Origin of the sequence: Xanthomonas sp. JAI131, from assembly GCF_013410075.1 — a bacterium.
GTDB classification, from domain to species: Bacteria; Pseudomonadota; Gammaproteobacteria; order Xanthomonadales; family Xanthomonadaceae; genus Xanthomonas_A; species Xanthomonas_A bonasiae.
Window position 1 is genome coordinate 424,758 of record NZ_JACCCN010000002.1, and the last position, 24,872, is coordinate 449,629.

Consider the following 24,872-nt stretch of genomic DNA (forward strand, 5'->3'; position numbering starts at 1 on the left):
GCGTTTCAGCGCACCGCGATGCGCAGCACGTCGTCGAGCAAGGCCGCCGCGGTCACCTCGGCACCGGCGCCGGGGCCCTGGATCAGCAACGGCTGCTGCAGGTAGCGGTCGCTGTGGATGGCGACGCGGTTGTCGGCACCGGCACCGCTGGCCAGCGGATGCGCCAGCGGCAGCTCGCGCAATCCCACCGACGCGCCGTGCGCATCGAAGCGGCCGACGAACCGCAGGCAGGCGCCGTTCGCGTGCGCCTGCGCCAGGCGCGTCGCCAGCGGCGCATCCAGCGCCGACAACGCGGCATCCACGTCCCGCGGTGCCGCCGCGGCCAGCGCCGCCGGCAGCAGCGATTCGACCTGCACCTGCTCGGCGCGCAGCGGCAGCCCGGCCGCGCGCGCCAGGATCAGCAGCTTGCGGCGCACGTCCTCGCCGGACAGGTCCTCGCGCGGATCCGGCTCGGTGTAGCCGGCCGCCGCGGCCTCGCGCACGCACTCGGAGAAGGCGCGGCTGCCGTCGTAGCGATGCAGCAGCCATGCCATCGAGCCGGACAGCACGCCTTCCACCGCGTGGATATGGTCGCCGCCGGCCGCCAGCGCGCGCAGGCTGCTCAGCAACGGCAGGCCCGCACCGACCGTGGCGCTGTCGCCGTAGTGCGCGCCGGCGGCATGCCGCGCGGCATGGATCTGTTCGGCGCGCGCCAACGCCGCGCCCTGGCCGAGTTTGTTCGCGGTCACCACATGCACCCCGCGCGCCAGCCACTCGGCATGCCGCTGCGCCACCGCCTCGCTGGCGGTGGCGTCGACCACGATGTCGCCGGCACGCAGGTCGGCGGGCTGCGGCGCGCTGCCGCCATCGCCACGCGCGGCGGCATTGGCCACGGCCAACGCCTGCGCCGGCGCTTGCCGGCACTCCTGCAGGATCCGCGAATTGGCCAGCCAGGCGAACGCCGGCAAGCCCGGGCGGCGCTGCTGCAGCACCTGGTAGCGCGCGACGAAAGCGCGGCCGACCGTGCCGGTGCCGAGCAGACCGAGTCGCGGCAATGCGGCATCGGCGGCCTGCGCCGGCGCCGGCGCTATTGCATCGGCGACGCTGTCGCTCACGCGTCCACCCGTTTGCGCGCCACCGCCTCGCCCGCCTGCTGCGCACGCAGCAGACCTGCCTGCAGGTCGGCGATCAGGTCCTCGCTGGACTCGATGCCCACCGACAGCCGCAGCAGGCCATCGCTGATGCCGGCATTGGCGCGCGCCTCGGCGGTCATCGCCGCGTGCGTCATCGACGCCGGATGCGCGACCAGGCTCTCGACCCCGCCCAGCGACTCGGCCAGGGTGAAATAGCGCAGCCCATCGACGAAGGCACGTACCTCGGCTTCGCCGCCGGCCAGCTCGAAGCTGATCATCGCGCCGAAGCCGGTCTGCTGCCGCGCCGCCACCGCATGCCCCGGATGCGTGGCCAGGCCCGGGTAATAGACCTGGTTGACCGCGGCATGCCCGTCGAGCAGCGCCACCACCGCCTGCGCATTTTCCTGGTGCACGCGCAGGCGCGCATCCAGCGTGCGCAGGCCGCGCAGGGTCAGGAACGCATCGAACGGCGAACCGGTCAGGCCCAGCGCGTTGGCCCACCACACCAGTTGCTGGTGCAGTTCGGCGGTGGCGGCGATCACCGCGCCGCCGACCACGTCGCTGTGGCCGTTGACGTACTTGGTTGTGGAATGGATGACCAGGTCGGCGCCGAAGGCGATGGGCTTCTGCAGCGCCGGCGACAGGAAGGTGTTGTCGACCACCGCCAGCGCGCCGGCCTTGTGCGCGGCATCGATGACGAACCGCAGGTCGGTGATGCGCAGCAGCGGATTGGACGGGGTCTCGATCAGCACCAGCTGCGGCGACTGCGCCAGCGCCTCGGCCAGCGAGCGCGGATCGGTCAGGTCGGCGGTGATCAGCTCGAAATGGCCCTTCTTGGCCAGCGCGTTGAACAGGCGCCAGCTGCCGCCGTACGCATCGTGCGGCACCACCAGCTTGTCGCCCGGCTGCAGCAGCGCGTTCAGCACCAGGTTGATCGCGCCCATGCCGGTGGCCGTGATCACGCCGCCGGCGCCGCCCTCCAGCTCCGCCAACGCTTCGCCGAGCAGGTCGCGGGTCGGATTGCCGCTGCGGGTGTAGTCGTACTGGCGCTTGTTGCCGAAGCCGTCGAAGCTGAAGTTCGACGACAGCACGATCGGCGGGGTCACCGCGCCGTAGGCGGTATCGCGATCGATGCCGGCGCGCACCGCGGCGGTAGCGGCGCTGCAGGGCAGATAGTTGTCTTGGGCAGTGCTCATGCGGTAGCTCCGGTGGGGCGAAGGGCGGTGGCGAGGATCGCGTCGATGCGGTCGGTTTCTTTCAGGAAGGCGTCGTGGCCGTACGGCGAACGCAGCACGCGCAGGCTGCCGCGCGGGCCCAGGCCTTCGACCAGAGTGACCAGGTCGGCCAGCGGCACCAGGCGGTCGCCTTCGACCGCGACCACCACGGTCGGCACGGCGACGGCGGCCGGGTCGATGCGGTGCAGGTCGATGGATTCGGACAGGCGCAGGTAGGCGTTGACCTGGGTGCGCGCCACGTACTGCGCGCCGGCGGCATCCAGGTAGTCCTCGGCGGCGACGCGGACGCGGCCGTTGATCACTTCCGGCGGCGCATCGAAGCGCTCGCCGAATTCTTCCGGGGTGCGGTAGCTGAGCATCGCGAACTGCCGCGCCAGCGACAGCCCGTGGCTCTCGGCGCACTGCAACTGGCCCAGCGCCACCGCGCGGCGCTGCAGCGCGCGCCACGCCGCGGCATACGGATGCGCGCGGTGCGCGCCGCTGACCGCGACCAGTTTCAGCAAGCGCTGCGGATGCCGCACCGCCAGCTGCAGGCCGACCAGCGCGCCGTAGGAATAGCCGACGAAGCCGTGCAGTTGGGCGATGCCCAGCGCATCCAGCAGCGCGGCGATCGCATCGGCCTGGTCGGCGCTGTCGATCGGCGCGTCCAGGCTGCCGTCGGCGCCGACGAAATCGAACGCCAGCAGCCGCCGCTGACTCGGGTCCAGCGCCCGTCCCGGCCCGACCAGGCCTTCGGCCCAGCCCTTCTCGGGAAAGCTCGCGTTGGCGGCGAGATGGCGATGCGCGGAGATGCCGCCGGCGACGAACACCACCGGTGCGTCCGCCGGACCGGTCAGCTCGTAGCGCAGGCGCAGCAACTGCACGCCGGCGTGGCGCAGCGGCAGCGCCACCGCCACTTCGCCGCGCAGCGCGAGCACGCCGTCGGCGGCCGGCGCAACGGCGGCGGCATAGCGGTCGAGCGGGGCATTCACAGCAAGGGGGCGGTTTGGCGTATTCACGAGGCTCATGGCGGTATCCGGGGAGGAACGGCCATCGAGCTTCGCGGAGCTCGCGTTCGACGTGCGGAAGGCACGAATCGAACCATCTTTCGGCGGACGCGGTGGTCCCCGCAGGATTTGGCACCTACACGGTCGCTTGCGCGTCCGCTGGCTGCCCCGGCATCAAAGGGCCTGTCCCTCCGCCGGTCTCGATGGTGACGCCACGATGCCAGCGTTTTTCGGCGTTGTCAAATCTCTTTATTCGGATGGAGCGATATAAGGGAGCCCGGGCCGCGGCTGCCGCATACTCCGCACCCACGGCGCTCCCACGCCGGCGCCAGGAGCCCCGATGCCCGGCCAGTGCCCGGCCCCCGCCACCGCCCACAACGCCCTCGCTCCGTTCCGCGCCGCGCCACGCTGGCCGCTGCTGGTCGCCTGGGCGCTGGGTGTCGCATCCACCCCAGGCGCAGCCGGGACGCTGTATGCGTGGAAGGACGCCAACGGCATCGCCCACTACGGCGACCACGTGGCCGATCCGCAGCGCGCTGCGGCGCCCGAACCGCCGCCGGCGTCGGCGAGCGCCGAGCCGCCGCTGGCGCAGTTGCGCCTGGATGGCCAACCTCCACGGCAACAGGCCTGGGCCGACAACCGCCTGGACGGGCCGCTGCAGGTGCAACTGCGCTCCCGCCACGCCGACAACCTCGCCGCGGTCCCGGCATTGCCGCTGCGCGCAGTGCTGCCCGCCCGCGGCAGCGCCCTGCTGTCGCGGCTGTACGCCAGCGACCCGCGCTACGCCAGCCCGTTCGAACTGGTGCTGGAGGCCGTGCCCGGCGACCCGGCGGCCAAGCCGCAGGACGCCCTGTACCGGTTGCCGTTCGCTGCGGCGCCGGTGCGCGTGGACCAGGGCGTGGGCGGCCACTTCAGCCACCACGACGCGCAGAACTACTACGCGCTGGATTTCGCCCTGGCCGAAGGCACCCCGATACTGGCCGCGCGCGGCGGCACGGTGATGCAGGTGGAAGCGGGCTTCGCCGAGGCCGGACTGGACCGCGAGACCTTCGGCGGCCGCGCCAACTTCGTGCGCATCCTCCACGCCGACGGCAGCATGGCGCTGTACGCGCACCTGGCGCCGAGCGGCGTGGCGGTGCAGCCGGGCCAGCGCGTCGTCGCCGGGCAACGCCTCGCGCTGTCGGGCAACACCGGCCTGAGCACCGCGCCGCACCTGCACTTCGCCGTACAGGTCAACCGCGGCATGCGCCTGGACTCGATCCCGTTCCGCATGGCCGGCGCGCTCGGCGAACTCAAATTGCCGCGCAGCGAGGACGCCGCGGCCGCCGCGCAACCCGTGTCCGCCGCCGCGGCGCTATAATTGCGTTCTTCCCTGTAGCCGTGATCGCCCAGTGGGCGCCGTTGCCATGTCCGATGTTGCCCAGGAAGCTGCGCGCCGCCGCACCTTCGCCATCATTTCCCACCCCGACGCCGGCAAGACCACGCTGACCGAAAAGCTGCTGCTGTTCGGCGGCGCGATCCAGATGGCCGGCTCGGTCAAGGGCCGCAAGGCCGCGCGCCATGCGACCTCCGACTGGATGGCGCTGGAAAAGGAGCGCGGCATCTCGGTGACTTCGTCGGTGATGCAGTTCCCGTACGAAGGCAAGATCATCAACCTGCTCGACACCCCGGGCCACGCCGACTTCGGCGAGGACACCTACCGCGTGCTCACCGCGGTGGACTCGGCGCTGATGGTGATCGACGTGGCCAAGGGCGTGGAAGAACGCACGATCAAGCTGATGGAAGTGTGCCGGCTGCGCGACACGCCGATCATGACCTTCATCAACAAGCTCGACCGCGAAGGCAAGGAGCCGATCGACCTGCTCGACGAAGTGGAGACCGTGCTCGGCATCCAGTGCGCGCCGGTGACCTGGCCGATCGGCATGGGCCAGCGCCTGAAGGGCGTGGTGCACCTGATCAGCGGCGAGGTGCACCTGTACGAACAGGGCCGCAACTTCACCCGCCAGGACTCGACCATCTTCCCGTCGCTGGACGCGCCCGGCCTGGCCGAGCGGATCGGCGCGCAGATGCTGGCCGAACTGCGCGAGGAACTGGAACTGGTGCAGGGCGCCAGCCATCCGTTCGACCTGGACGCCTACCGCGCCGGCAAGCAGACCCCGGTGTTCTTCGGCTCCGGCGTCAACAACTTCGGCGTGCAGCCGCTGCTGGACTTCTTCGCCGAGCACGCGCCGCCGCCGCAGGCGCATGCCACCACCGGCCGCCCGGTGCAGCCGACCGAGGAGAAGCTGACCGGCTTCGTGTTCAAGATCCAGGCCAACATGGACCCGCAGCACCGCGACCGGGTCGCGTTCATGCGCATCTGTTCCGGCCGCTTCAGCGCCGGCATGAAGACCCTGCACGTGCGCACCGGCAAGGACACCAAGCTGGCCAACGCGCTGACCTTCATGGCCAGCGACCGCGAGATCGCCGCCGAGGCCTATCCCGGCGACGTCATCGGCATCCACAACCACGGCACCATCTCCATCGGCGACACCTTCACCGAGGGCGAGGCGCTGTCGTTCACCGGCATCCCCAACTTCGCCCCGGAACTGTTCCGCCGCGCGCGGCTGCGCGACCCGCTCAAGCTCAAACAGTTGCAGAAGGGCCTGGCGCAGCTGTCCGAGGAAGGCGCCACCCAGTTCTTCCGCCCGCTGATGAGCAACGACCTGATCCTGGGCGCGGTCGGCGTGCTGCAGTTCGAAGTGGTCGCCTACCGGCTCAAGGACGAATACGGCGTGGACGCCAGCTTCGAGCCGGTCGGCGTGGTCACCGCACGCTGGGTGCACTGCGACAACGCCAAGAAGCTGGAGGAATTCCGCGAGAAGAACGCGATGAACCTCGGCATCGACGGCGCCGGCGAACTGGTCTATCTGGCGCCGACCCGGGTCAACCTGCAGTTGGCGCAGGAACGCGCGCCGGACGTGCGCTTCGCCGCGACCCGCGAGCACGCGCACAGCGTCGCGCTGGACTGACGCGAGGAACCGAGGCGGCAGCGCGCGGGCATGAACCGCGCGCCAAGTGCTGCATCGCAACGGATGCGAACCGCTCGCAATTGCGGTACCGTTTCGGGTCATGGAAGCAGACCCGCGGTCCTCGCTCATGAACGCCGACGCGCCGCCTTCTACGGACTGGCGCGACGAACTCGCCAGCGCGCTGACCCACGGCCTGGGCGCGGTCGCCGCACTGGCCGGCAGTTCGGTGCTCATCACCCTGGCCGCGATCTACGGCGACGGCTGGCAACTGGCCGGCGCGATCGTGTTCGGGGTCGCCTTGCTGCTGCTGTACACCGCCTCCACGCTGTACCACGCCATTCCGCATCCCGGCGCCAAGGCGCGGCTGCAGGTGCTGGACCACTGCGCGATCTATGTGCTGATCGCCGGCACCTACACGCCTTTCACCCTGATCGGCCTGCGCGGCCCCTGGGGTTGGGGCCTGTTCGCGGCGATCTGGACCATCGCCCTGGCCGGGGTGATCTTCAAGCTGTTCTTCACCGGCCGTTTCCGGCTGCTGTCGACCATCCTCTACCTCGCCATGGGCTGGCTGATCGTGGTGGCGATCGAACCGCTGCTGCACTCGGTCGATGTCCGCACCCTGTGCTGGCTGCTGGCCGGCGGCCTGTTCTACACGCTTGGCACCTACTTCTACCAGCGCGACACGGTGCGCTACTTCCATGCGATCTGGCACCTGTTCGTGCTCGGCGGCAGCGTCTGCCACTTCGTCGCGGTGACCGGGCAAGTCCTGTAGACCGGTTTGCCGGAGGGCGCGCTTTCGCACCCCGTGCACGCACGCTGCCTAGTATGGCGGGATGGATCGCGAACCCACTTCTGCGTCACGTGGCCGGCGCCGCTCCTGGCCCTGGCGCCGGCCCGACGGCCGCTTGCGGCGTTGGCCGCTGGTCCTCGGCGCACTGGTACTGGTGCTGTTGGTCGTCATTCTGATCTTCGACTGGAACTGGTTCAAAGGTCCGGTAGAACGCGCGGTGCAGACCAAGACCGGCCGCGCATTCCACATCGACGGCAATCTCGACGTCGACCTCGGCAGCACCGTCACCATCCGCGGCGATCGCCTACGCTTCGCCAACGCGGACTGGTCGAAACAAGCGCAGATGGCCAGCGCGCAGCGTGCCGAGATCGACCTGTCGCTGTGGCCGTTGCTGCGCGGCAAGGTACGCATTCCGGAGATCCGCCTGACCCAGCCAACGCTGCTGCTGGAAACCGGACCGAACGGGCAACCCGGCAACTGGAGCTTCGGCAGCAACGACGGCGGGACGCAGGTGGTCCTGGGCCGCATGCTGGTGCAGCAGGGACGGCTACGCTTCCAGGACATCCCCGGCCGCACCGACATCGACGTCAGCGTGGACAGCCTGACCTCGCAGCGCCGCCGCGGCGACGCCGCGCCGCCGATCGCGGTCGCCGGCGATGGCCGCTGGCGCGGCAACCCGTTCACGCTCAAGGGCAGCACCGCCTCGCCGCTGGAACTGAGCGAGAGCGACCATCCGTTCAAGATCGACCTGCGCGGCAGCGCCGGCAGCACCCGCGCGCACATGCGCGGCACGCTGACCAATCCGTTCCAGCTGCGTGTGTTCGACCTGCAGCTGAGCCTGGCCGGTACCGACATGGAACACCTGTATCCACTGCTCGGCATCGCCATTCCCTCCACCCCGCCCTACCAGCTCGACGGCCGGCTCAAGCGCAATGGCGAAATCTGGCGCTACGAGGAGTTCAGCGGCCGCGCCGGCGACAGCGACCTGGCCGGCACCGTGCAGATCGACACCGCCGGGCAGCGCCCGTTCCTGCGCGCCGACCTGCGTTCGCGACGCCTGGACTTCGACGACCTGGCCGGCTTCGTCGGTGCGCCGCCGCGCACCGGCGCTGGCGAGACCGCCAACGACGAACAGAAGGCGCAGGCGGCCAAGCTCGCCGCCAACAGCAAGGTGCTGCCCTCCACCCCGTACGACCTGGGCAAGCTGCGCGCGATGGACGCCGACGTGCGCTGGAAGGCGCAGCGGATCAACGCGCAGACGCTGCCGCTGGACGACATGGACGCGCACCTCAAACTCAACGACGGCGTCCTGCTGCTGCAGCCGCTCGACTTCGGCGTGGCCGGCGGCAACATCCGCTCCGACATCCGCATGGATGCGCGCAAGCCGACCATCGCCACCCGCGCGCAGATCTCGGTGCGCGGCATGCAACTGGGCAAGCTGTTCCCGGACGGGCAACTGGCCAAGGAAGCCTCCGGCGCGATCGGCGGCGAGATCGCGCTCGCCGGCACCGGCAACTCGATCGCGCAGATGCTCGGCAGCGCCGACGGCAGCGTCGCCATCGGAATGGGCAAGGGCCACATCAGCAACCTGATCATGGAACTGGCCGGGCTGGACATCGCCGAATCGCTGAAATTCCTGGTCACCAAGGACCGCGAGATTCCGGTGCGCTGCGCGTTCGGCGATTTCGCGGTCAGGGACGGGGTGATGGCGTCGCGCGCCCTGGCCTTCGACAGTACCGATACGCTGCTGATCGGCAGCGGCGACATCGACCTGGGCGACGAGACGCTGGACCTGCTGCTGAAGGCGCGCCCGAAGGACCGCAGCATCCTGTCGCTGCGCTCGCCGCTGCGCGTCGGCGGCACCTTCAAGGATCCGACCTTCCGCCCCGACTTCAAGGCCCTGGGCATGCGCGGCGCGATCGCCCTGGCGCTGGGCAGCATCGCCCCGCCGGCGGCCCTGCTCGCCACGCTGGAAACCGGCCCGGGCAAGGACGCCGATTGCGGCGGTCATTACGCCAAGTAGCCGGGATTGGGGATTCGGGATTGGGGATTCGGAAAGTCAAAAGCACGTCAGTCGCTCTTGCTTTTCCGAATCCCCAATCCCGAATCCCCAATCCCGCGTCAGCTACTGATATAGCGCTGCAGCTGATCGAGCTCCTGCTGTTGTTCCTCGATCACCGCCTTGACCAGATCGCCGATCGAGATCACCCCGACCACCGCGCCGGCCTGTACCACCGGCAGATGGCGGATGCGCTGCCCGGTCATCAGCTCCATGCATTGCTGCACGCTCTGCGACGGCTCCACCGTGTACACCTTCGCGCTCATGATGTCGCGCACCGGCGTGGTCGCCGAAGAGCGGTCCTGCAGCACCACCTTGCGCGCGTAGTCGCGCTCGGAGAGGATGCCGGCCAGACGCCCGTCCTGCATCACCAGCACTGCGCCGATGCCCTTGTCGGCCATCAGCCGCAGCGCATCGACCACCGCCGCATCCGGCGACACCGCGTGGATCTCACCGCCCTTGTCGCCCAACAACTGTCGTACCGTACGCATCGCTGCCTCCCGGTTCGCTGGATCGTACGGCCGAGGATACTCCTCCGCTCGGTGCGCGCCAGCTGTCGACCAGATACAGCGGCCGCTGCTTGGATTCCTCGTACAGCCGGCCCAGGTATTCGCCGATCAGGCCCAGCGCGATCAGCTGCGCGCCGCCCAGGAACAGGATCACCGCCATCATCGTCGGCCAGCCGGCGACCGGATCGCCCCACAGCGCTGCCTTGATCACGATCCAGGTGCCGAACACGAACGCGGCCACCGCCGTCGCCAGGCCCAGATAGGTCGCCACCCGCAGCGGCGCGGTGGAAAAACTGGTGATGCCCTCCAGCGCGAAGTTCCACAACCGCCACAGGCCGAACTTGCTGCGCCCGGCCAGGCGCGGCGCACGCCGGTACGGCAGCGCCATCTGCCGGAACCCGACCCAGCCGAACAGCCCCTTCATGAAGCGATGGCGCTCGCGCAACTGCGCCAGCGCCGCCAGCGCGCGCGGCGACAGCAGGCGGAAATCGCCGGTGTCGGCCGGAATCGGCGTCTTCGACAGGCGCCCGATCACCCGGTAGAACAGCGACGCGGTGCCGCGCTTGAGCCAGCCTTCGCCGTCGCGCGCGATGCGGGTGCCGTAGATGTCGTCGTAGCCGGCGCGCCAATGCGCGACGAACTGCGCGATCAGTTCCGGCGGATCCTGGCCGTCGGCGTCCAGCAGCATCGCCGCGCCGCGCTCGACGAAATCCAGGCCCGCGGTCAGCGCCAGCTCCTTGCCGAAATTGCGCGACAGGCGCAGCGCCCCGACCCGCGGATCGGCCGCGGCCAGCGCCAGGATCACCTCCCAGGTCGCATCGCGGCTGCCGTCGTCCACGTACAGCACCCGCCCCTCCAGGCCATCCACGCCATCGAGCGCGGCGAGGATCCGCGGTTGCAGCAGCGGCAGGGTCTGCGCCTCGTTGAAGGCAGTGACGACGACGGTCAGGCGCTCGGGTTCCATGTGCCGATGGTACGGAGCGGCCTGCGCGTTCACCAGCGGCAGCGCATCACCTGACGAGGATCCGGAGTCACTCCCTTCCCCCACCGGGACCATGGCCCCCTTTTCGGGGGGAGGTGCCTCGAAGAAGCGGATGAAGACACGCCTGCCGCCGAAGACCCCAAGTTCATGGACGGCCGTACCCTCACCCCAACCCCTCTCCCGATGGGAGAGGGGCTAAAACGCGGCGCCTACGCAGCGCCATGCCGAAACCCTCGACCGCGTCCTGGCAGGCAGCGTCCGCCTTACGCCGGGACGGCTCAGGCAGGCCCATGGGCTGGCGCCCGAGCGCTCACGTCGCTACGCACATATGCAAAAACGGCCAACGTCGCATGCGCCATAGCTCGAATGTTCCTAGGGCGCCTGCAGATAGGCCGGCCCGCCCAACTGCCGCGTCTGCCGCTGGATCCAGTTGGCGCGGCGCTGCACGTACGGTCCCGGGCGCGCGGCGTTGTAGCGCTGCGGCGCCGGCAGCACCGCCGCCAGCAGCGCGCTCTGCGCTGGACTCAGTTGCGCCGCATCCTTGCCCCAGAAACTGCGCGCCGCCGCCTGCGCGCCGTAGACCCCGTCACCGAACTCGGCGACGTTGGCATACACCTCTAGGATCCGCTGCTTGGACCACAGCGCCTCGATCAGCACCGTGTACCAGGCCTCCAGTCCCTTGCGCAGCCAACTGCGGCCCTGCCACAGGAACACATTCTTGGCCACCTGCTGGCTGATCGTGCTGGCGCCGCGCAGGCGCCCGCCGCGCGCATTGTGGTCGCGCGCCTTCTCGATCGCCTCCAGATCGAAGCCGTGGTGGCTCGGGAAGCGCTGGTCCTCCGCGGCCACCAGCGAAATCGGCAGGCTTGGAGCGATCTGCGCGCTGTCGCGCCAGTCGTAGGCGACGCGGAACGACCAGTCGCCCTCGCCCCAGGCGCCGAGCTGGCGCTCGAGCATCATCGCCGAGAACGGCGGATCGACGAAGCGCAGCATGATCACCTGCGACGTGCTCGCCAGCGCGAACAACAGCGGCGCCGCCAGCAGCCAACGCAGCCAGCGCCGTCGCCGCGGCACGGCCGCGCCACTTGCAACGCCCCGCGTCGCCCCCATTGCTATGCCTTCTTCGACTTTGTCCACCGAGATGACCCACTATCCTGCGGTCGCCATCTTCCCATGCGCAGCGAGGCCGCGATGAGTTCTTCCGATCACGATCACCTGACCCGCTTCCTGCTGCCCAGCGCCGGCGTGCGCGGTGTGCACGTGCGCCTGGAGTCCGCCTGGCGCGACATCCTCGCGCCGGCCAGCTATCCCGCAGCGGCGACCGAGTTGCTGGGCGAGGCCTGCGTGGCCGCGGCCCTGTTCACCGGCCACACCAAGGTCGACGGACGCCTGTCGGTGCAACTGCGCAGCCAGGGCGCGCTGCGCACCCTGTTCGCCGAGTGCACCGCGGCCGGCACCCTGCGCGGCATCGTCCAGCTCGGCGAGGGCAGCGACGCCCCGCGCGACCTGCGCGCGCTCGGCAGCGGCGCGCTGCTGGCGATCACCATCGAGAACCCCGGCCTGGACCCGCGCGAGCCGCAGCGCTACCAGAGCCTGGTGGCGCTGTCGGCGGCCGAACTGGGCGAGGCCTTCGAAGACTATTTCCGCCAGTCCGAACAGCTGCCGACGCGCCTGATCCTGGCCGCCGACGGCCGCCAGGCGGCCGGCCTGCTGCTGCAGAAGCTGCCCGGCGACAGCGGCGACGAGGACGGCTGGAACCGCGCCGGCGCCCTGTTCGAGACGGTGAGCGAGGCCGAACTGCTGGCGCTGCCGGCCGACACCCTGCTGCACAGGCTGTTCCACGAGGAAGCGCCGGAGTTGCTGGGCACCAAGCCGCTGCGCTTCGGCTGCTCCTGCTCGCGCGAGCGGGTGGCGGCCATGCTGCGCTCGCTGGGCGAGGAAGAAGCGCGCGCCGCGGCCGAGGCAACCGGCCAAGTTGAGATACGGTGCGAGTTCTGCGGCCGACACTATGACTTCCCCTTGACGGAATTCGGCGTATTGTTCGCTGTAACCCCGGCTGAACCGGCGCCCTCGGAGCGCTTGCAATAGGCAGGGGCGAGGACTAGGACCGGGGAGTCCGACTTGTTAAAGAAACATAAACCCCCTAGTATCGTTCACCCTGCAAGGCGGGAACTTTAGTCCCCGCCCGAGAGTCACAGACTGCCGATGCGAGCCTTACTGCGCCTGCCACTTGCCCTTCTGATCGCCCTTGCGGCGAGCACGGGCGCGCATGCGCAGAGCAAGCCCGCGGACCGTACCGTGCTGCCGGTCTGGAACAAGGGCAGCGGCAAGGTCGAGGCGCTGCTGTACCTGGAGCCGACCGGCGAACAGGCGGTCGGCGCGCGCTGGCACTTCGGCCGCAACTCGCTCGACGCCGCCTTCGGCCTGTCCTCCGGCGATTCGCTCGGGCTGCTGTGCAACAGCGCCAGCGGCAGCAGCATCAGCGGGCTGGCCAGCCATTGCATGCTCGCCAGCCTCGGCGACGACGACAACGATGTCGGCCACCACGTTGCCGCGACCACCACCTTCAACCGCCCCGGCGGGCGCGTGTCGCTGTCGGCCGGCACCGGCCGCGAGAACATGCCGGCGTGGCTGGCGGGTCCCAACAAGACGCCCGCGCTACGCATGGAGCAGAACGATCTGACCGTGTTCGCGCAACAGAACATCGGCCGCGAAGGCTTCGTCTCGATCGGCGGCACCTATGCGCGTGCGCGCCTGGTCCCGATCGCCGATGCCTCGCAGGCGCTGGTCGACCAATGGGACAGCAAGAGCCTGAGCATCGGCGGCGGCTACGGCTCGTTCAGCGCCAACGTCATCGGCCGCGTCGTCGACGCGCCGGGCCAGCCGGGCAAGTGGTCCGGCCTCGGTGTGGGCCTGACCTGGCGCACGCCGTGGAGCGGCCAGCTGACCGTCGGCGCCGAGAACGTGATCACCCGCGGCAAGAACCCGTTCGCCCCGAACAACATCAGCACCGAGGAAGGCACCATCCCCTACGTGCGCTACGAACAGGACTTGTAAGTACAACCCCTTGTTCGAAAAGGAGTTGCCGCGGAAAAACGCCCCCTCGAGGGGCTTTTTTTTGTCCGATCGGCGCAAATTATTGATACTTACATCACAGTTATGTCGATCTTATTAACAACTCTTTAATTTCTCTGAAGACGCAGTTACTATCGGTTCACCCTGCGGATTTTGGCATCGCCTTTCGACGCCACCGCCGGACAACCTTCAGTTGACACCACATCTCATTCGGAGAGAGAGCCAATGAATTGCAAGACCCATCGCCTGCGCGACGCCATCACGTTCGCGCTCGCCGCTGGCACCACCGCCCTGCTCAGCACGGGTGCGGCCGTTGCCCAGGACAGCTCTTCCAGCGACCCCTCCAAGACCCTGGACACGATCCAGGTGACCGGCTCGCGCGTTGCCCGCGTCGAGACCGAAACCGCCAGCCCGGTGGTGGTGATCGATCGCGCCGCGATCGAGCAGACCGGCAAGCTGACCCTCGGCGACCTGGTGCAGGAACTGCCGGCGATGTCCGGCGCACCGTCCACCCCGGCGGTCAACAACGGCGGCGGCGACGGCAAGTCCTCGGTCGACCTGCGCGGCCTGGGCGATGAGCGCACGCTGCTGCTGGTCAACGGCCGCCGCGTCGCCAACAACGACGTCAACTCGATCCCCGCCACCGCGGTGGAGCGCATCGAAGTGCTGACCAGCGGCGCCTCGGCCGTATACGGCTCCGATGCCGTCGCCGGCGTGGTCAACTTCATCCTGCGCAAGGACTTCGAAGGTCTGGCGGTCACGGTCGATTACGGCCAGGCGACCCACCTGAGCGACGGCGCGCGTAACGGCGGCTCGGTGACCTTCGGTCAGGTCGGCGACCGCGGCAACATCATGGCGGGCCTGAACTACAACAAGTTCGACGGCATCTCCTCGGCCGACCGCAAGTACTCCAAGGACGCCACCTACCTGTACAGCGGCTCGGTGACCATCCTCGGTTCCAGCCGCACCCCGGGCGGCCGCATCACCATGCCGGCCAACCTGGCCACGCAGTACGGCTGCGCCACCGTCACCCTGACCCCGGGCGCCAGCGGCGCTTCGCAGGGCGACTACCGCTGCTATTCCGGCGCGCGCGACTCGTTCAACTATCAGGCCACCAACCTGATCATGACGCCGCAGGAGCGCACCAACGCGTTCTTCCTGGCCAACTACCAGATCACCGACAGCATCAACGCGTTCGCCCAGGTCTACCACAACAAGACCAGCTCGAACTTCGCCATCGCGGCGCTGCCGTTCGATGCACGCGGCGACAAGGTGGTGATCTCCGCCGACAACTTCTACAACCCGTTCGGCGTCGATTTCGGTGCCGACACCGCCGGCAATCAGTACAACCAGTTCCTGACCCGCTTCACCTCGCTGGGCCAGCGCCGCTCGTACTACAGCACCGTCACCGACCAGGTCGTCGCCGGCCTGGAAGGCTTCGTCGGCGACACGTCCTGGAAGTGGGACGCGGCGATGAACTACGGCCACTACACCCGCGAGAACACCAGCTACGGCTACGTGTACTACGCCGGCCTGCGCGACGCGCTGGGCCCGTCGTTCCAGGACACCGACGGCGTGGTCAAGTGCGGCAGCGCCGGCAACGTGATCGCCGGCTGCACCCCGCTCAACATCTTCAACATCAACGATCCGCAGACGATCTCGACGCTGAAGGACTACGAAGCGCGTCCGACCTACTCGACCACGTACCAGATGCGCAGCTTCGAAGCCAATGCCAACGGCGAGCTGTTCACGCTGCCGGCCGGCGCCACGCAGCTGGCGGTGGGCGTGTCCTGGCGCGAGGAGTACCAGAAGAGCGCGGTGGACTACATCGCCATCGCCGACGCGAACGGCAACTGCTTCATCTCGCAGGAAGCCTGCGGTACCCCGCTGAGCGGCAAGTACAACGTCAAGGAAGTCTACGGCGAGCTGTACGTCCCGCTGCTGTCGGAAGTGCCGTTCGCGCACCTGCTGGCGCTGACCCTGGGTACGCGTTACTCCGACTACAACACCTTCGGCAACACCACCAACAGCAAGATCCAGCTGGAATGGCGCCCGATCGAGAACCTGCTGCTGCGCGGCACGGTGGCTGAAGTGTTCCGCGCTCCGACCATCGACAACCTGTACGCGGGTGCGAGCGGCGATGCGCCGAACTTCACCGATCCGTGTATCGGTTACGGCGCCACCGGCACCTCGCGCAATCACGAAGCCGCGTGCGGCGCGGGCTCGGGCGCGACCGCCATTCCCGCCACCGGCATCACCTCCAGCGGCCTGTCGCAGACCACCGGCGTGTGGTCGGGCTCGGTCGCTGCCGGTTTCGACCTGAAGCCGGAACAGGGCAAGTCGTTCGACTGGGGCGTGGTGTACGACCCGGATTGGCTGCCTGGCTTCTCGGCCAGCCTGGACTACTGGCGCCTGTACCTGAACGACACGATCAACCGCGCCGATGCGCAGACCGTGGCCAACATCTGCTACAACGACGAAAGCAGCCCGTTCTGCGGCTTCATCAGCCGTTACTCGGATGGCCAGGTCAACTTCATCCGCGAGCCGATCGTCAACCTGGGCCGCCTGGATACCAAGGGCTGGGATCTGGCGCTGCGCTACCGCCTGCCGGATACCGCGTGGGGCAGCTACACCTTCGGCCTGGACGGCACCTACATCGCGCGTTACGACAACAACACCAACCCGGCCGATCCGGATGGCGTCGTGACCCACGTGGCAGGCACCTACAACAAGACCTACGGTCTGTACTCGCGGGTCCGTGGCCGCTTGTTCGTCAACTGGCAGAAGGGTGACCTGGGCGCCAGCTGGCGTATCCGCTACATCGGTCCGTTCGACGTGGGCAGCGCCGATCCGTCGCAGAACTTCAGCTCCGACGCCGGCTACCCGAACATCGTCACCTCGTACGGCTCCTACTTCCTGCACAGCGTCAGCCTGAACTACGCGCTGCCGTGGTTCAACTCGAAGGTGGAAGTCGGCCTGGACAACGTGTTCGACAAGCAGCCGCCCATGCTGTATCAGAACAACGTGCTCAACGCGAACACGGACGTCAACAGCTTCGACACCGTGGGCCGCTACCTGTGGGCTCGCTACAGCATGAACTTCTGAGCACGGCAACGACGCGCTTGATTTGAAGACGGGGCCGCGCGAACCATTCGCGCGGCCCTTTTCATTGGCAGATCCGAATGAACTCACCGCAACTGCAATACGCCATCCAATTGATCGACCAGGGTCAGGCCGAGATGGCCGCCGACCTTTGTCGCAAGGCGCTGGCCAACGCCGCTGGCGATCCTTCCTGGAACACGCTGTTGGCGATGTCGCTGCAACATGCCGGCGATATCGCAGGCGCTGCCGCCATCTATCGGCGGTTGACCGAACTGCAGCCGCACGAATCCGCGCATTGGGCCAATCTCGGCCTGACCCTGCGCACGCTCGGCGAGCACGCCCCGGCCGAGCACGCCTATCGGCAAGCCCTGGCGCTGGCGCCGCAGACGTATCACTACCTGGTCGATTACGGCCTGGTATTGCTGGACAAGGGCGACATCGCCAATGCCCGCCACCGATTCCTCGATGCCGTGGACCTGGACCCCAGCCAGGCCGAGGCACGCATCTATGCCGCGATCGCCTGCTTCGAGTGCGGCGACGCCCAGCGCGCGGCAGCGTTGCTGCCGCCACCGGCGATCTGGCCGCAACTGCCGGACAACCTGCGCGAGGAACTGGCCACCGCCTTGATCCAGGTCGGCCGCACCGATGAAGCCGAAGCGCTGCTCACGCAGAGCCGGCCCGGACAGGCCCCGTCGCTGTCCAACGTCCTCCGCCTGGCCCAGTTGCACGAACGCACCAACCGCGTCGAACAGGCCAGCGCGCTGTTGGCGCAGGCGGCATCCATGCCGCCACAGCAGCACGACCGTCAGACCCGCGTGGAAATCCTGCAACTGGAAGCGTCGCTGGCGCAGCGCCGCAAGGACTATGCCGCGGCACGCCGCGCAATCGAGAACCTGCTAGAGCTGCAGCCGCACATCCAGGTCCAAGCCATCGCCTATTTCGCTCTTGCCGGCATCGAGGACAAGCAAGGCCATCCCGCCGCCGCGATGGCCATGCTGGAGAAGGCGCATGCCATCCACTTCAAGCTCGCAGCCGATAGCGTGCCGGAGATCGCCTACTCCAACGAAGAGCCGCTGCAGGTCTCCAGCCTATGGCTGGACGACGCACAGGCGCGCTACGCCGGCGTGCGCGGCGACGCGCCAGGCAGCGACGCCTCGCCGGTGTTCATCGTCGGTTTCCCGCGCTCGGGTACCACCATGCTCGAGCAGATGCTGGACGCGCACCCGGGTTACGCGTCGATGGACGAACGCGCCACCTTGCAGCGCTGCATCGAGTGGATGGAGGCGCAGGGCAAGCGCTATCCCTACGATCTGGGCGCACTGGACGATGCGCAGGTGGAGGCGATGCGCCAGCTGTACTGGTCGGAGATCGCCAAAGTCATCGCGCTGGCCCCGGGCCAGCAGCTGGTCGACAAGAATCCGCTCAACATGCTGCGCCTGCCGATGATCGTGCGCCTGTTCCCGAACGCCAAGATCATTCTCGCCCTGCGCCATCCCTGCGACGTGCTGCTGAGCTGCTACATGCAGAACTTCCGCTCGCCGGCGTTCATGGTGCTGTGCTCCAGCCTGGAACGCCTGGCCAAGAGCTACGTCAACGCGATGCGGTTCTGGATCCACCATCAGGCGCTGCTGCAGCCGGACCTGCTGATCCTCAAGTACGAGGAAACGGTTGCCGATTTCCCCGCGCAGGTGCAGCGCATCGGCGGCTTCCTCGGCATCGCGCAGCCCGAGTTCCTGGAAGGCTTCAGCCAGCATGCCGCACGCAAGGGCTATATCAGCACGCCCAGCTACTCGCAGGTGGTGGAACCGGTGAACCGGCGCGCGGTGGACCGCTGGCACGCCTACGCGCCGTGGCTGGCCGGCGCGTTGCCGATCCTGCAACCGGTGGCCGCGCATTGGGGGTACGACCTGGAGACAGCTGCGCCATGAAAGCACTGAGCGACTACATCCGCAGCTACGACGATGCGCTGCCCGAGGCGTTCTGCCGCCAGCTGATCGACGGCTTCGAGGCCTCGCGCGCGCATCACCAGCGCAACGGCAGCAACAGCCGCGCGGCGCTCGGCGACAGCAACTGGACCGAACTGGATGTCGGCAAGCTGGCCGATCCGGCGTTCCTGGGATTCTTCCTGGACAAGATCGAGCACTACCTGGCGCGCTACAACCAGGACCTCGGGCTGACCCTGTCGATCCCGTACCGGCCCACCATCGATCGGCTGATCCTGAAGAAATACCAGGTCGGCGGCAGCGACCGCTTCCAGCCGCACTTCGATTCGATCGACGAGGTGTCCGAACGCTACCTGGTGTTCCTGTGGTACCTCAACGATGTGGCCGAGGGCGGCACCACGCGCTTCTGCGACCTGGACGTGGAGACCGTGCCGCGCACCGGCAGGCTGCTGATGTTCCCGCCGTACTGGATGTACCAGCACGTCGGCAACCCGCCGGTCTCCAACGACAAGTACATCCTCTCCACCTACCTGATGTTCAAGCGCTGAGCGGCGCGTGCCGGCCCGACGCCGGGTGCTTGGAGCGGGCCGCGCGCGGCGTCCCGCCGACTGCGCCCGCTACAGGCCAGCGCGCAGGTTGAACGCGCCGATCGTCTCGATCAGCTGCCGCAGCGCCAGGGTCTCGGCTTCTTCCAGGTCTGGATGCCAGGTGTCCAGGATCATCACCACCCGCAGCTGATCGCTGTGGTTCCAGGCCTGGTGCAGGCAGGTGTCGTTGAAGGTGACCAGTTGCCCGACCTGCCAGTGGTGGGCGATGCCGGACACCTCCAGCGCGCACTCCGGCGGCACGATCAGCGGCAGATGGGTGACCACGCGCGAGTTGCTGACGCCATAGTGCGGCTTGATCGTGGTACCGGGCGCCAGGATCGAGAACAGCACCTCCGGCGCGTGCAGGTCGATCCGGGTCAACGGCACATGCGCCAGCGCCGCCGCGGTGACCGGGCAACGCTGCAGGTTCTCGGCATGCGCAACGCCGTGCCGATAGAAGAAATAGGCATCCCAGGCGCCATCGCCGTGCTTGGCGCTGAGATAGTCCTGCGGCGTGGCGCCGTTGCTGAAATCCAGGAACGGTTGCACCGCCTGGCGCGACGCCAGCACCTGCCGCACTTCGTTGCAGATGCCCTCGGTGGCGGCCTGCAGCCGCGCGTACCAGGGGAAACGCGCCGCGCCCAGATACGGCGAGGGATCCAGATCCGGCACATACAGGAAGGTGGGGCGCTGGCCGTCGTCGGCAGGACGCGGCTGCAGCCCCAGATAGATCCGCAGCGCCGCCGTCACACGGCGCAGCGCCGCTTCGCCGAAGCGGTCGATCAGCGGCTGCACCGCCGCCGCGAACAAGGCGTGCCGCCCCTGGTCGATCCGCGCCATCGCCGCGATCACCCGCGGCCGCAACTCCGGCGCGGTGCTGTGCTGATCGAGCCAGCGGCCCTTGGCCTGCGCGGCGTGCACCGCGGCAAAATACATCGGCAAGGCGTCGTCGCCGCGCCCCACCGCATCCAGACTCTCGGCGTAGCACAGCCGCACCAGGAACGCGTCCGCCGACAGCTGCAAGGCCTGCTCGAACGCGGGCAACGCCTGCGCATGCTCGCCCAGGTGGGCCAGGCAGATGCCCAGCCGGCTGCACGCCTCCAGGCTCGGTTCGGCGGCGGCCACCAGGGCCCAGGCCTGGGCCGCGCGCGCGATCTCGCCGCTCTCCATCAGCAGCATCGCGTGCATGCGCCGCAGCGTCACATCGTCCGCCGCCGTGGCCAACACCTGTTCGCACAGCGCATCGGCACGCCGATGGTCGCCCTGGGCGAGATGGCGGCGCACTTGCTCGTGCACGCTGGCGCGGGTCAGTTCCTGGAACATCAGCCGGGAATCAGGGTCACGATCACGTGTTCGACGTAGGCCTCGAACTCCTCGCGCGCCTGCTTGGGCTGGTGCAACTGCAGCGACAACTGCAGGAAGCCGACGTAGGCCGCGTAGGCCAGGCGGGCGCGGTGCTGGGCATCGGTGCGGCTGAGGCCGGCCTGGCGGAACGAAGCGATCAGGTACTCCATGCGCCGCTGCGAGACCCGGTCGATGACCGGGCGCACCGCCGGATGGTCCAGCGCCTTCAGCAGCTCGCTGTAGATGATGTGCGGCTTGACCTCGTGCGCGACCAGCTGGAACAGCGCGCGCAGCCGGGTGCGCGGATCCGGCACCTCTTCCAGGCTGCCGAACACCTGCTGCTGCTCGACCAGTTCCCAGCGCTCCAGCGCCGCCTGCAGCAACGCATCGCGCGAGGGGAAGTGCCAGTAGAAGCTGCCCTTGGTCACGCCCAGACGCCGTGCCAATGGCTCCACCGCCACCGCGTTGACGCCCTGTTCGGCGATCAGGTCCAGTGCCGCCTGCGCCCAATCTTCGGCGCTGAGTCGGTTGGTGCGGCCACCGCTGGGAGCGGCGGCATCGTCGGTGGTAGACACGGAGGCATTGTTCATCCGTCGATTTAACCATACGGGGAAGTCGGTTGCAGTATGTGCCCTCCATGAATCGCACGCAAATGCCCGGCAGCATTGGCTTTTCGTTTCCATACTGCATCGTATTGACATCGCTGCCGGCTCATCCATACTAGCTCGTATGGTTTCCTCTCCTTCCAGCATGCCGATTGCGGCCTCCGCCCTGCTCGCCGGCGCGGACGACATGCAATTGGCCGCGACCGTCACCGAGTCCGGCGCTGCGGGCAGCGTGCTGTTCGCGCACGGCTTCGGGCAGACCCGGCATGCCTGGATGGCCAGCGCCGCGGCGTTGCAGGCGCACGGCTACCGCAGCGTCGCCTACGATGCGCGCGGCCATGGCGACTCCACGCGCAATCCCGCCGCCCTGCCTTACCGCGGCGAGCAATTCACCGACGACCTGATCGTGGTCGCCGGCGAAATGGCGCCAGCGCCGGTGCTGGTGGCCGCCTCGATGGGCGGGCTGTTCGGGCTGATGGCCGAGGCGCGCTGGCCGGGGCTGTTCCGCGCTATGGTGCTGGTCGACATCACCCCGCGCTGGCAGCCGGCCGGGGTCGAACGCATCCTCGCCTTCATGACCGCGCATCCGCACGGCTTCGCCACGCTGGACGCCGCCGGCGATGCCATCGCCGCCTATCTGCCGCAGCGCGCGCGCAAGTCGCCCGACGCGCTGCGCAGCGTCCTGCGCCGGCACGCCGACGGCCGCTGGTACTGGCACTGGGACCCGCGCCTGGTCGAGGAGCTGGCGCGCGACAGCGAGCAGCACCAGGACGCGATCGCGCAGGCCGCGAGCAAGGTGCATTGCCCGGTGCTGCTGGTCAGCGGCGGGCGCAGCGACCTGGTCACGCCGCAGACCATCGAAGAATTCCTGTCGTTGGTGCCGCATGCGCAGCATGTGCACCTGCCCGAGGCCACGCATATGCTGGCCGGCGACGACAACGCCGCGTTTACCGCCACTGTGTTGCATTATCTGGACGCACTGCCACCGGCTAGCGCCGGCGCACCGTCCGCCGTCACCGAGCAAGTCCCCGGAGCAAGCCCATGAGCATCGTCGCACCCTTCCTCGTGTTGTTGTTGGCAGGCGCCTTCGCCGCCTATCACCGCATGCGGCTCGCCGTCTGGGCCGCGCTGAGCGCCACGCTGCTGGTCGCATGCTGGCTGCTCGGCGCCAGCCACACCGCCACCATCGTCGCCGCCGTGCTGCTGGCGCTGATCGCGGTGCCGCTGCTGTTGCCGTTCGTGCGCAAGCCGCTGCTCACCGCGCCGATGCTGAAGGTGTTCCGCAAGGTGCTGCCGCCGCTGTCGCAGACCGAGCGGATCGCGCTGGAAACCGGTTCGGTCGGCTTCGAGGGCGAACTGTTCACCGGCGACCCGGACTGGCAGAAGCTGCTCGATTATCCGAAGCCGCAGCTGACCGCCGAGGAGCAGGCCTTCCTCGACGGCCCGGTGGAAGAGCTGTGCCGGATGACCAACGACTGGGAAATCACCCACGTCCATGCCGACCTGCCGCCGGAGCTGTGGAGCTTCGTCAAGAAGCACAAGTTCTTCGGCATGATCATTCCCAAGGAATACGGCGGCCTGGGTTTCTCCGCGCTGGCCCACCACAAGGTGATCCAGAAGATCGCCTCGGTCTCGAGCGTGGTCAGCTCCACCGTCGGCGTGCCCAATTCGCTGGGCCCGGGCGAACTGCTGCTGCACTACGGCTCCAAGGAGCAGAAGGACTATTACCTGCCGCGTCTGGCGGTCGGCCAGGAAGTGCCGTGCTTCGGCCTGACCGGCCCGTTCGCCGGCTCCGATGCGACCTCGATTCCCGACTACGGCATCGTCTGCAAGGGCGAGTGGAACGGCGCCAACGTGCTCGGCGTCAAGCTGACCTTCGACAAGCGCTACATCACCCTGGCGCCGGTGGCCACGCTGGTCGGCCTGGCGTTCCGCATGTACGACCCGGACGGCCTGATCGGCGACACCAAGGACATCGGCATCACCCTGGCGCTGCTGCCGCGCGAAACCCCCGGCGTCGAGATCGGCCGCCGCCACTTCCCGCTGAACTCGCCGTTCCAGAACGGCCCGATCCACGGCCGCGAGGTGTTCATCCCGCTCAGCCAGCTGATCGGCGGCGTGGACATGGTCGGCAAGGGCTGGAACATGCTCAACGAGTGCCTGGCCGTGGGCCGCTCGATCACCCTGCCCTCCACCGCCAGCGGCGGCGCCAAGTACGGCGCGATCGTCACCGGCGCCTACGCGCGCATCCGCAAGCAGTTCGGCCTGTCGGTCGGCCGCTTCGAGGGCGTGGAAGAGGCGCTGGCGCGGATCGGCGGCAAGGCCTATGCGATCAGCGCGCTGTCGCAGGCGACCGCCGCGGCGGTGGACCGCGGCGACGTGCCGTCGGTGCCGTCGGCGATCGCCAAGTACCACTGCACCACGATGAGCCGCGAGGTCATCAGCGACGTGATGGACGTGGTCGGCGGCAAGGGCATCATCCTCGGGCCGCGCAACTTCGCCGGCCGCAGCTGGCAGGCGGCGCCGATCGCGATCACCGTGGAAGGCGCCAACATCATGACCCGCAGCCTGCTGATCTTCGGCCAGGGCGCGATCCTGTGCCATCCGTGGGTGATGAAGGAAATGAAGGCCGCCGGCAATCCGGACCACAAGGCCGGCGTCGACGAGTTCGACCGCAATCTGTTCGGCCATATCGGCTTCGCGATCTCCAACGCGGTGCGCTCGCTGTGGTTCGGCCTGACCGCCGCACGCATCGGTGCCGCGCCCGGCGACGCCTACACCCGCCGCTTCTTCCGCAAGCTGGACCGCTATTCGGCGAACCTGGCGCTGATGGCCGACGTGTCGATGCTGATGCTCGGCGGCAAGCTGAAGTTCAAGGAATCGCTGTCCGGCCGCCTGGGCGACGTGCTGAGCCACATCTACATGACCAGCGCGATGCTCAAGCGCTACCACGACGACGGCGCGCCGGCGACCGACCAGCCGCTGCTGGCCTGGGCGTTCCACGACAGCGTTCACAAGATCGAACTGGCGCTGTCGGCGGCGTTGCGCAACTTCCCGATCCGTCCGGTGGGCTGGCTGATGTGGGCGCTGATCTTCCCGTGGGGCCGCCGCGCCGAAGCCCCGGGCGACCGCCTGGGCCACCGCGTCGCCGCGCTGCTGATGACGCCGAACGAAGCCCGCGACCGCCTTGGCCAGGGCGTGTTCCTGACCCCGTGCGAGAACAATCCGGGCGGCCGCATCGCCAGCTACCTGACCAAGGCGGTGCTGGCCGAGCCGGTCGAGCGCAAGTTCCTGAAGGCGCTCAAGAGCAAGGGCATCGAGGCGCTGGACTTCGCCTCGCAGCTGGACGAAGCGGTGCGCGAAGGCGTGCTGTCGGCCGACGAGCGCCGCCAGCTGGAGGAACTGCGCGAGATCACCATGGACACGATCAGCGTGGACGATTTCGACGCCGACGAACTGCGCTCGGCCAGCTACTACCACCGTGCCACGGCCGGCGACGACCATTCGCGCGAAGCGGCCTGAGATCCATTCG

Annotated in this window: 19 protein-coding genes and 1 riboswitch; of the genes, 11 read left to right on the forward strand and 8 right to left on the reverse strand. The window is 68.6% G+C overall.

Features of this window, described 5'->3' with window-relative positions; genetic code table 11:
• Positions 1-5: 5 nt before the first annotated feature.
• The 3 genes from HDC36_RS08660 to HDC36_RS08670 are packed head-to-tail and all read right to left on the reverse strand — an operon-like array spanning position 6 to position 3,354.
• Entirely contained in the window at positions 6-1,070 is a 1,065-nt protein-coding gene (locus HDC36_RS08660; RefSeq protein ID WP_179567941.1) for a homoserine dehydrogenase, read from the reverse strand.
• Positions 1,071-1,090: 20 nt separating this feature from the next.
• Complete coding sequence (locus HDC36_RS08665) at positions 1,091-2,308, reverse strand: O-succinylhomoserine (thiol)-lyase (RefSeq protein ID WP_179566324.1); 1,218 nt, start codon at positions 2,306-2,308, stop codon at positions 1,091-1,093.
• On the reverse strand, positions 2,305-3,354 hold the full coding sequence (locus tag HDC36_RS08670) for a homoserine O-succinyltransferase (protein ID WP_179566325.1): 1,050 nt from the start codon (positions 3,352-3,354) through the stop codon (positions 2,305-2,307). Before HDC36_RS08670 ends, HDC36_RS08665 begins: the two co-directional genes overlap by 4 nt.
• Positions 3,355-3,424: 70 nt before the next feature.
• Positions 3,425-3,543, reverse strand: a riboswitch (SAM riboswitch).
• 130 nt (positions 3,544-3,673) lie between these two features.
• Here HDC36_RS08670 and HDC36_RS08675 point away from each other — a divergent pair.
• The 4 genes from HDC36_RS08675 to HDC36_RS08690 all read left to right on the forward strand — a co-directional run bounded on the left by HDC36_RS08675 (position 3,674) and on the right by HDC36_RS08690 (position 9,157).
• Positions 3,674-4,693 carry a M23 family metallopeptidase gene (locus tag HDC36_RS08675; protein ID WP_343204326.1) on the forward strand — a complete coding sequence of 340 codons (1,020 nt, stop codon included), beginning with the start codon at positions 3,674-3,676 and terminating at the stop codon, positions 4,691-4,693.
• A gap of 46 nt (positions 4,694-4,739) precedes the next feature.
• Positions 4,740-6,344 (forward strand): peptide chain release factor 3, encoded by a 1,605-nt coding sequence (locus tag HDC36_RS08680; RefSeq protein ID WP_179566326.1) that lies wholly within the window; start codon positions 4,740-4,742, stop codon positions 6,342-6,344.
• 127 nt (positions 6,345-6,471) lie between these two features.
• The gene (locus tag HDC36_RS08685) at positions 6,472-7,116 is read left to right on the forward strand and encodes a hemolysin III family protein (protein WP_179566327.1); all 645 of its coding nucleotides are present in this window, start codon (positions 6,472-6,474) and stop codon (positions 7,114-7,116) included.
• Between the two features lie 61 nt (positions 7,117-7,177).
• Positions 7,178-9,157, forward strand: coding sequence for an AsmA family protein (locus HDC36_RS08690; RefSeq protein WP_179566329.1), 1,980 nt, complete (start codon positions 7,178-7,180; stop codon positions 9,155-9,157).
• A gap of 98 nt (positions 9,158-9,255) precedes the next feature.
• Here HDC36_RS08690 and HDC36_RS08695 read toward each other — a convergent pair whose 3' ends face one another.
• The 3 genes from HDC36_RS08695 to mtgA all read right to left on the reverse strand — a co-directional run bounded on the left by HDC36_RS08695 (position 9,256) and on the right by mtgA (position 11,794).
• Positions 9,256-9,684: a CBS domain-containing protein gene (locus HDC36_RS08695; RefSeq protein WP_179566331.1), complete on the reverse strand. Its 429-nt coding sequence runs from the start codon at positions 9,682-9,684 to the stop codon at positions 9,256-9,258.
• Positions 9,644-10,666: a glycosyltransferase family 2 protein gene (locus tag HDC36_RS08700; protein WP_179566333.1), complete on the reverse strand. Its 1,023-nt coding sequence runs from the start codon at positions 10,664-10,666 to the stop codon at positions 9,644-9,646. The genes HDC36_RS08695 and HDC36_RS08700 overlap by 41 nt, the downstream gene beginning before the upstream one ends.
• Before the next feature lie 390 nt (positions 10,667-11,056).
• The gene (gene mtgA / locus HDC36_RS08705) at positions 11,057-11,794 is read right to left on the reverse strand and encodes a monofunctional biosynthetic peptidoglycan transglycosylase (RefSeq protein WP_179566335.1); all 738 of its coding nucleotides are present in this window, start codon (positions 11,792-11,794) and stop codon (positions 11,057-11,059) included.
• Between the two features lie 63 nt (positions 11,795-11,857).
• Here mtgA and HDC36_RS08710 point away from each other — a divergent pair, with 63 nt between their 5' ends.
• From HDC36_RS08710 to HDC36_RS08730, 5 genes are all read left to right on the forward strand, one after another.
• Positions 11,858-12,772, forward strand: a complete 915-nt coding sequence (locus HDC36_RS08710; protein ID WP_179566337.1) for an Hsp33 family molecular chaperone HslO — start codon at positions 11,858-11,860, stop codon at positions 12,770-12,772.
• 117 nt (positions 12,773-12,889) lie between these two features.
• Positions 12,890-13,741 (forward strand): hypothetical protein, encoded by an 852-nt coding sequence (locus HDC36_RS08715; RefSeq protein WP_179566339.1) that lies wholly within the window; start codon positions 12,890-12,892, stop codon positions 13,739-13,741.
• Between the two features lie 243 nt (positions 13,742-13,984).
• Positions 13,985-16,864 (forward strand): TonB-dependent receptor, encoded by a 2,880-nt coding sequence (locus HDC36_RS08720; RefSeq protein WP_179566341.1) that lies wholly within the window; start codon positions 13,985-13,987, stop codon positions 16,862-16,864.
• Positions 16,865-16,941: 77 nt separating this feature from the next.
• Positions 16,942-18,789, forward strand: coding sequence for a tetratricopeptide repeat-containing sulfotransferase family protein (locus tag HDC36_RS08725; protein ID WP_179566343.1), 1,848 nt, complete (start codon positions 16,942-16,944; stop codon positions 18,787-18,789).
• Positions 18,786-19,352 carry a 2OG-Fe(II) oxygenase gene (locus tag HDC36_RS08730; protein WP_179566345.1) on the forward strand — a complete coding sequence of 189 codons (567 nt, stop codon included), beginning with the start codon at positions 18,786-18,788 and terminating at the stop codon, positions 19,350-19,352. The genes HDC36_RS08725 and HDC36_RS08730 overlap by 4 nt, the downstream gene beginning before the upstream one ends.
• Before the next feature lie 69 nt (positions 19,353-19,421).
• Here the strand turns inward: HDC36_RS08730 and HDC36_RS08735 are convergent, their stop codons facing one another.
• Together HDC36_RS08735 and HDC36_RS08740 are read right to left on the reverse strand one after the other, a co-directional pair.
• On the reverse strand, positions 19,422-20,714 hold the full coding sequence (locus HDC36_RS08735; RefSeq protein ID WP_179566347.1) for an aspartyl/asparaginyl beta-hydroxylase domain-containing protein: 1,293 nt from the start codon (positions 20,712-20,714) through the stop codon (positions 19,422-19,424).
• Positions 20,714-21,325: a TetR/AcrR family transcriptional regulator gene (locus HDC36_RS08740; RefSeq protein WP_179566349.1), complete on the reverse strand. Its 612-nt coding sequence runs from the start codon at positions 21,323-21,325 to the stop codon at positions 20,714-20,716. Before HDC36_RS08740 ends, HDC36_RS08735 begins: the two co-directional genes overlap by 1 nt.
• A gap of 160 nt (positions 21,326-21,485) precedes the next feature.
• On the opposite strand from HDC36_RS08740, the gene HDC36_RS08745 reads away from it, so the two are divergent.
• Both HDC36_RS08745 and HDC36_RS08750 read left to right on the forward strand, forming a co-directional pair.
• Positions 21,486-22,385 (forward strand): alpha/beta fold hydrolase, encoded by a 900-nt coding sequence (locus tag HDC36_RS08745; RefSeq protein WP_255432712.1) that lies wholly within the window; start codon positions 21,486-21,488, stop codon positions 22,383-22,385.
• Complete coding sequence (locus tag HDC36_RS08750; RefSeq protein ID WP_179566353.1) at positions 22,382-24,862, forward strand: acyl-CoA dehydrogenase; 2,481 nt, start codon at positions 22,382-22,384, stop codon at positions 24,860-24,862. Before HDC36_RS08745 ends, HDC36_RS08750 begins: the two co-directional genes overlap by 4 nt.
• The last annotated feature ends 10 nt before the right edge of the window (positions 24,863-24,872 follow it).

Bases quoted from the DNA above. Each gene is read 5' to 3' on its own strand.
- HDC36_RS08690 (WP_179566329.1), top strand. From the start codon at position 7,178: ATGGATCGCGAACCCACTTCTGCGTCACGTGGCCGGCGCCGCTCCTGG.
- HDC36_RS08670 (WP_179566325.1), bottom strand. From the start codon at position 3,354: ATGAGCCTCGTGAATACGCCAAACCGCCCCCTTGCTGTGAATGCCCCG.
- HDC36_RS08685 (WP_179566327.1), top strand. From the start codon at position 6,472: ATGAACGCCGACGCGCCGCCTTCTACGGACTGGCGCGACGAACTCGCC.
- HDC36_RS08740 (WP_179566349.1), bottom strand. From the start codon at position 21,325: ATGAACAATGCCTCCGTGTCTACCACCGACGATGCCGCCGCTCCCAGC.
- mtgA (WP_179566335.1), bottom strand. From the start codon at position 11,794: ATGGGGGCGACGCGGGGCGTTGCAAGTGGCGCGGCCGTGCCGCGGCGA.
- HDC36_RS08725 (WP_179566343.1), top strand. From the start codon at position 16,942: ATGAACTCACCGCAACTGCAATACGCCATCCAATTGATCGACCAGGGT.
- HDC36_RS08675 (WP_343204326.1), top strand. From the start codon at position 3,674: ATGCCCGGCCAGTGCCCGGCCCCCGCCACCGCCCACAACGCCCTCGCT.
- HDC36_RS08720 (WP_179566341.1), top strand. From the start codon at position 13,985: ATGAATTGCAAGACCCATCGCCTGCGCGACGCCATCACGTTCGCGCTC.
- HDC36_RS08750 (WP_179566353.1), top strand. From the start codon at position 22,382: ATGAGCATCGTCGCACCCTTCCTCGTGTTGTTGTTGGCAGGCGCCTTC.
- HDC36_RS08715 (WP_179566339.1), top strand. From the start codon at position 12,890: ATGCGAGCCTTACTGCGCCTGCCACTTGCCCTTCTGATCGCCCTTGCG.
- HDC36_RS08680 (WP_179566326.1), top strand. From the start codon at position 4,740: ATGTCCGATGTTGCCCAGGAAGCTGCGCGCCGCCGCACCTTCGCCATC.
- HDC36_RS08730 (WP_179566345.1), top strand. From the start codon at position 18,786: ATGAAAGCACTGAGCGACTACATCCGCAGCTACGACGATGCGCTGCCC.
- HDC36_RS08710 (WP_179566337.1), top strand. From the start codon at position 11,858: ATGCGCAGCGAGGCCGCGATGAGTTCTTCCGATCACGATCACCTGACC.
- HDC36_RS08695 (WP_179566331.1), bottom strand. From the start codon at position 9,684: ATGCGTACGGTACGACAGTTGTTGGGCGACAAGGGCGGTGAGATCCAC.
- HDC36_RS08745 (WP_255432712.1), top strand. From the start codon at position 21,486: ATGCCGATTGCGGCCTCCGCCCTGCTCGCCGGCGCGGACGACATGCAA.
- HDC36_RS08700 (WP_179566333.1), bottom strand. From the start codon at position 10,666: ATGGAACCCGAGCGCCTGACCGTCGTCGTCACTGCCTTCAACGAGGCG.
- HDC36_RS08735 (WP_179566347.1), bottom strand. From the start codon at position 20,714: ATGTTCCAGGAACTGACCCGCGCCAGCGTGCACGAGCAAGTGCGCCGC.
- HDC36_RS08665 (WP_179566324.1), bottom strand. From the start codon at position 2,308: ATGAGCACTGCCCAAGACAACTATCTGCCCTGCAGCGCCGCTACCGCC.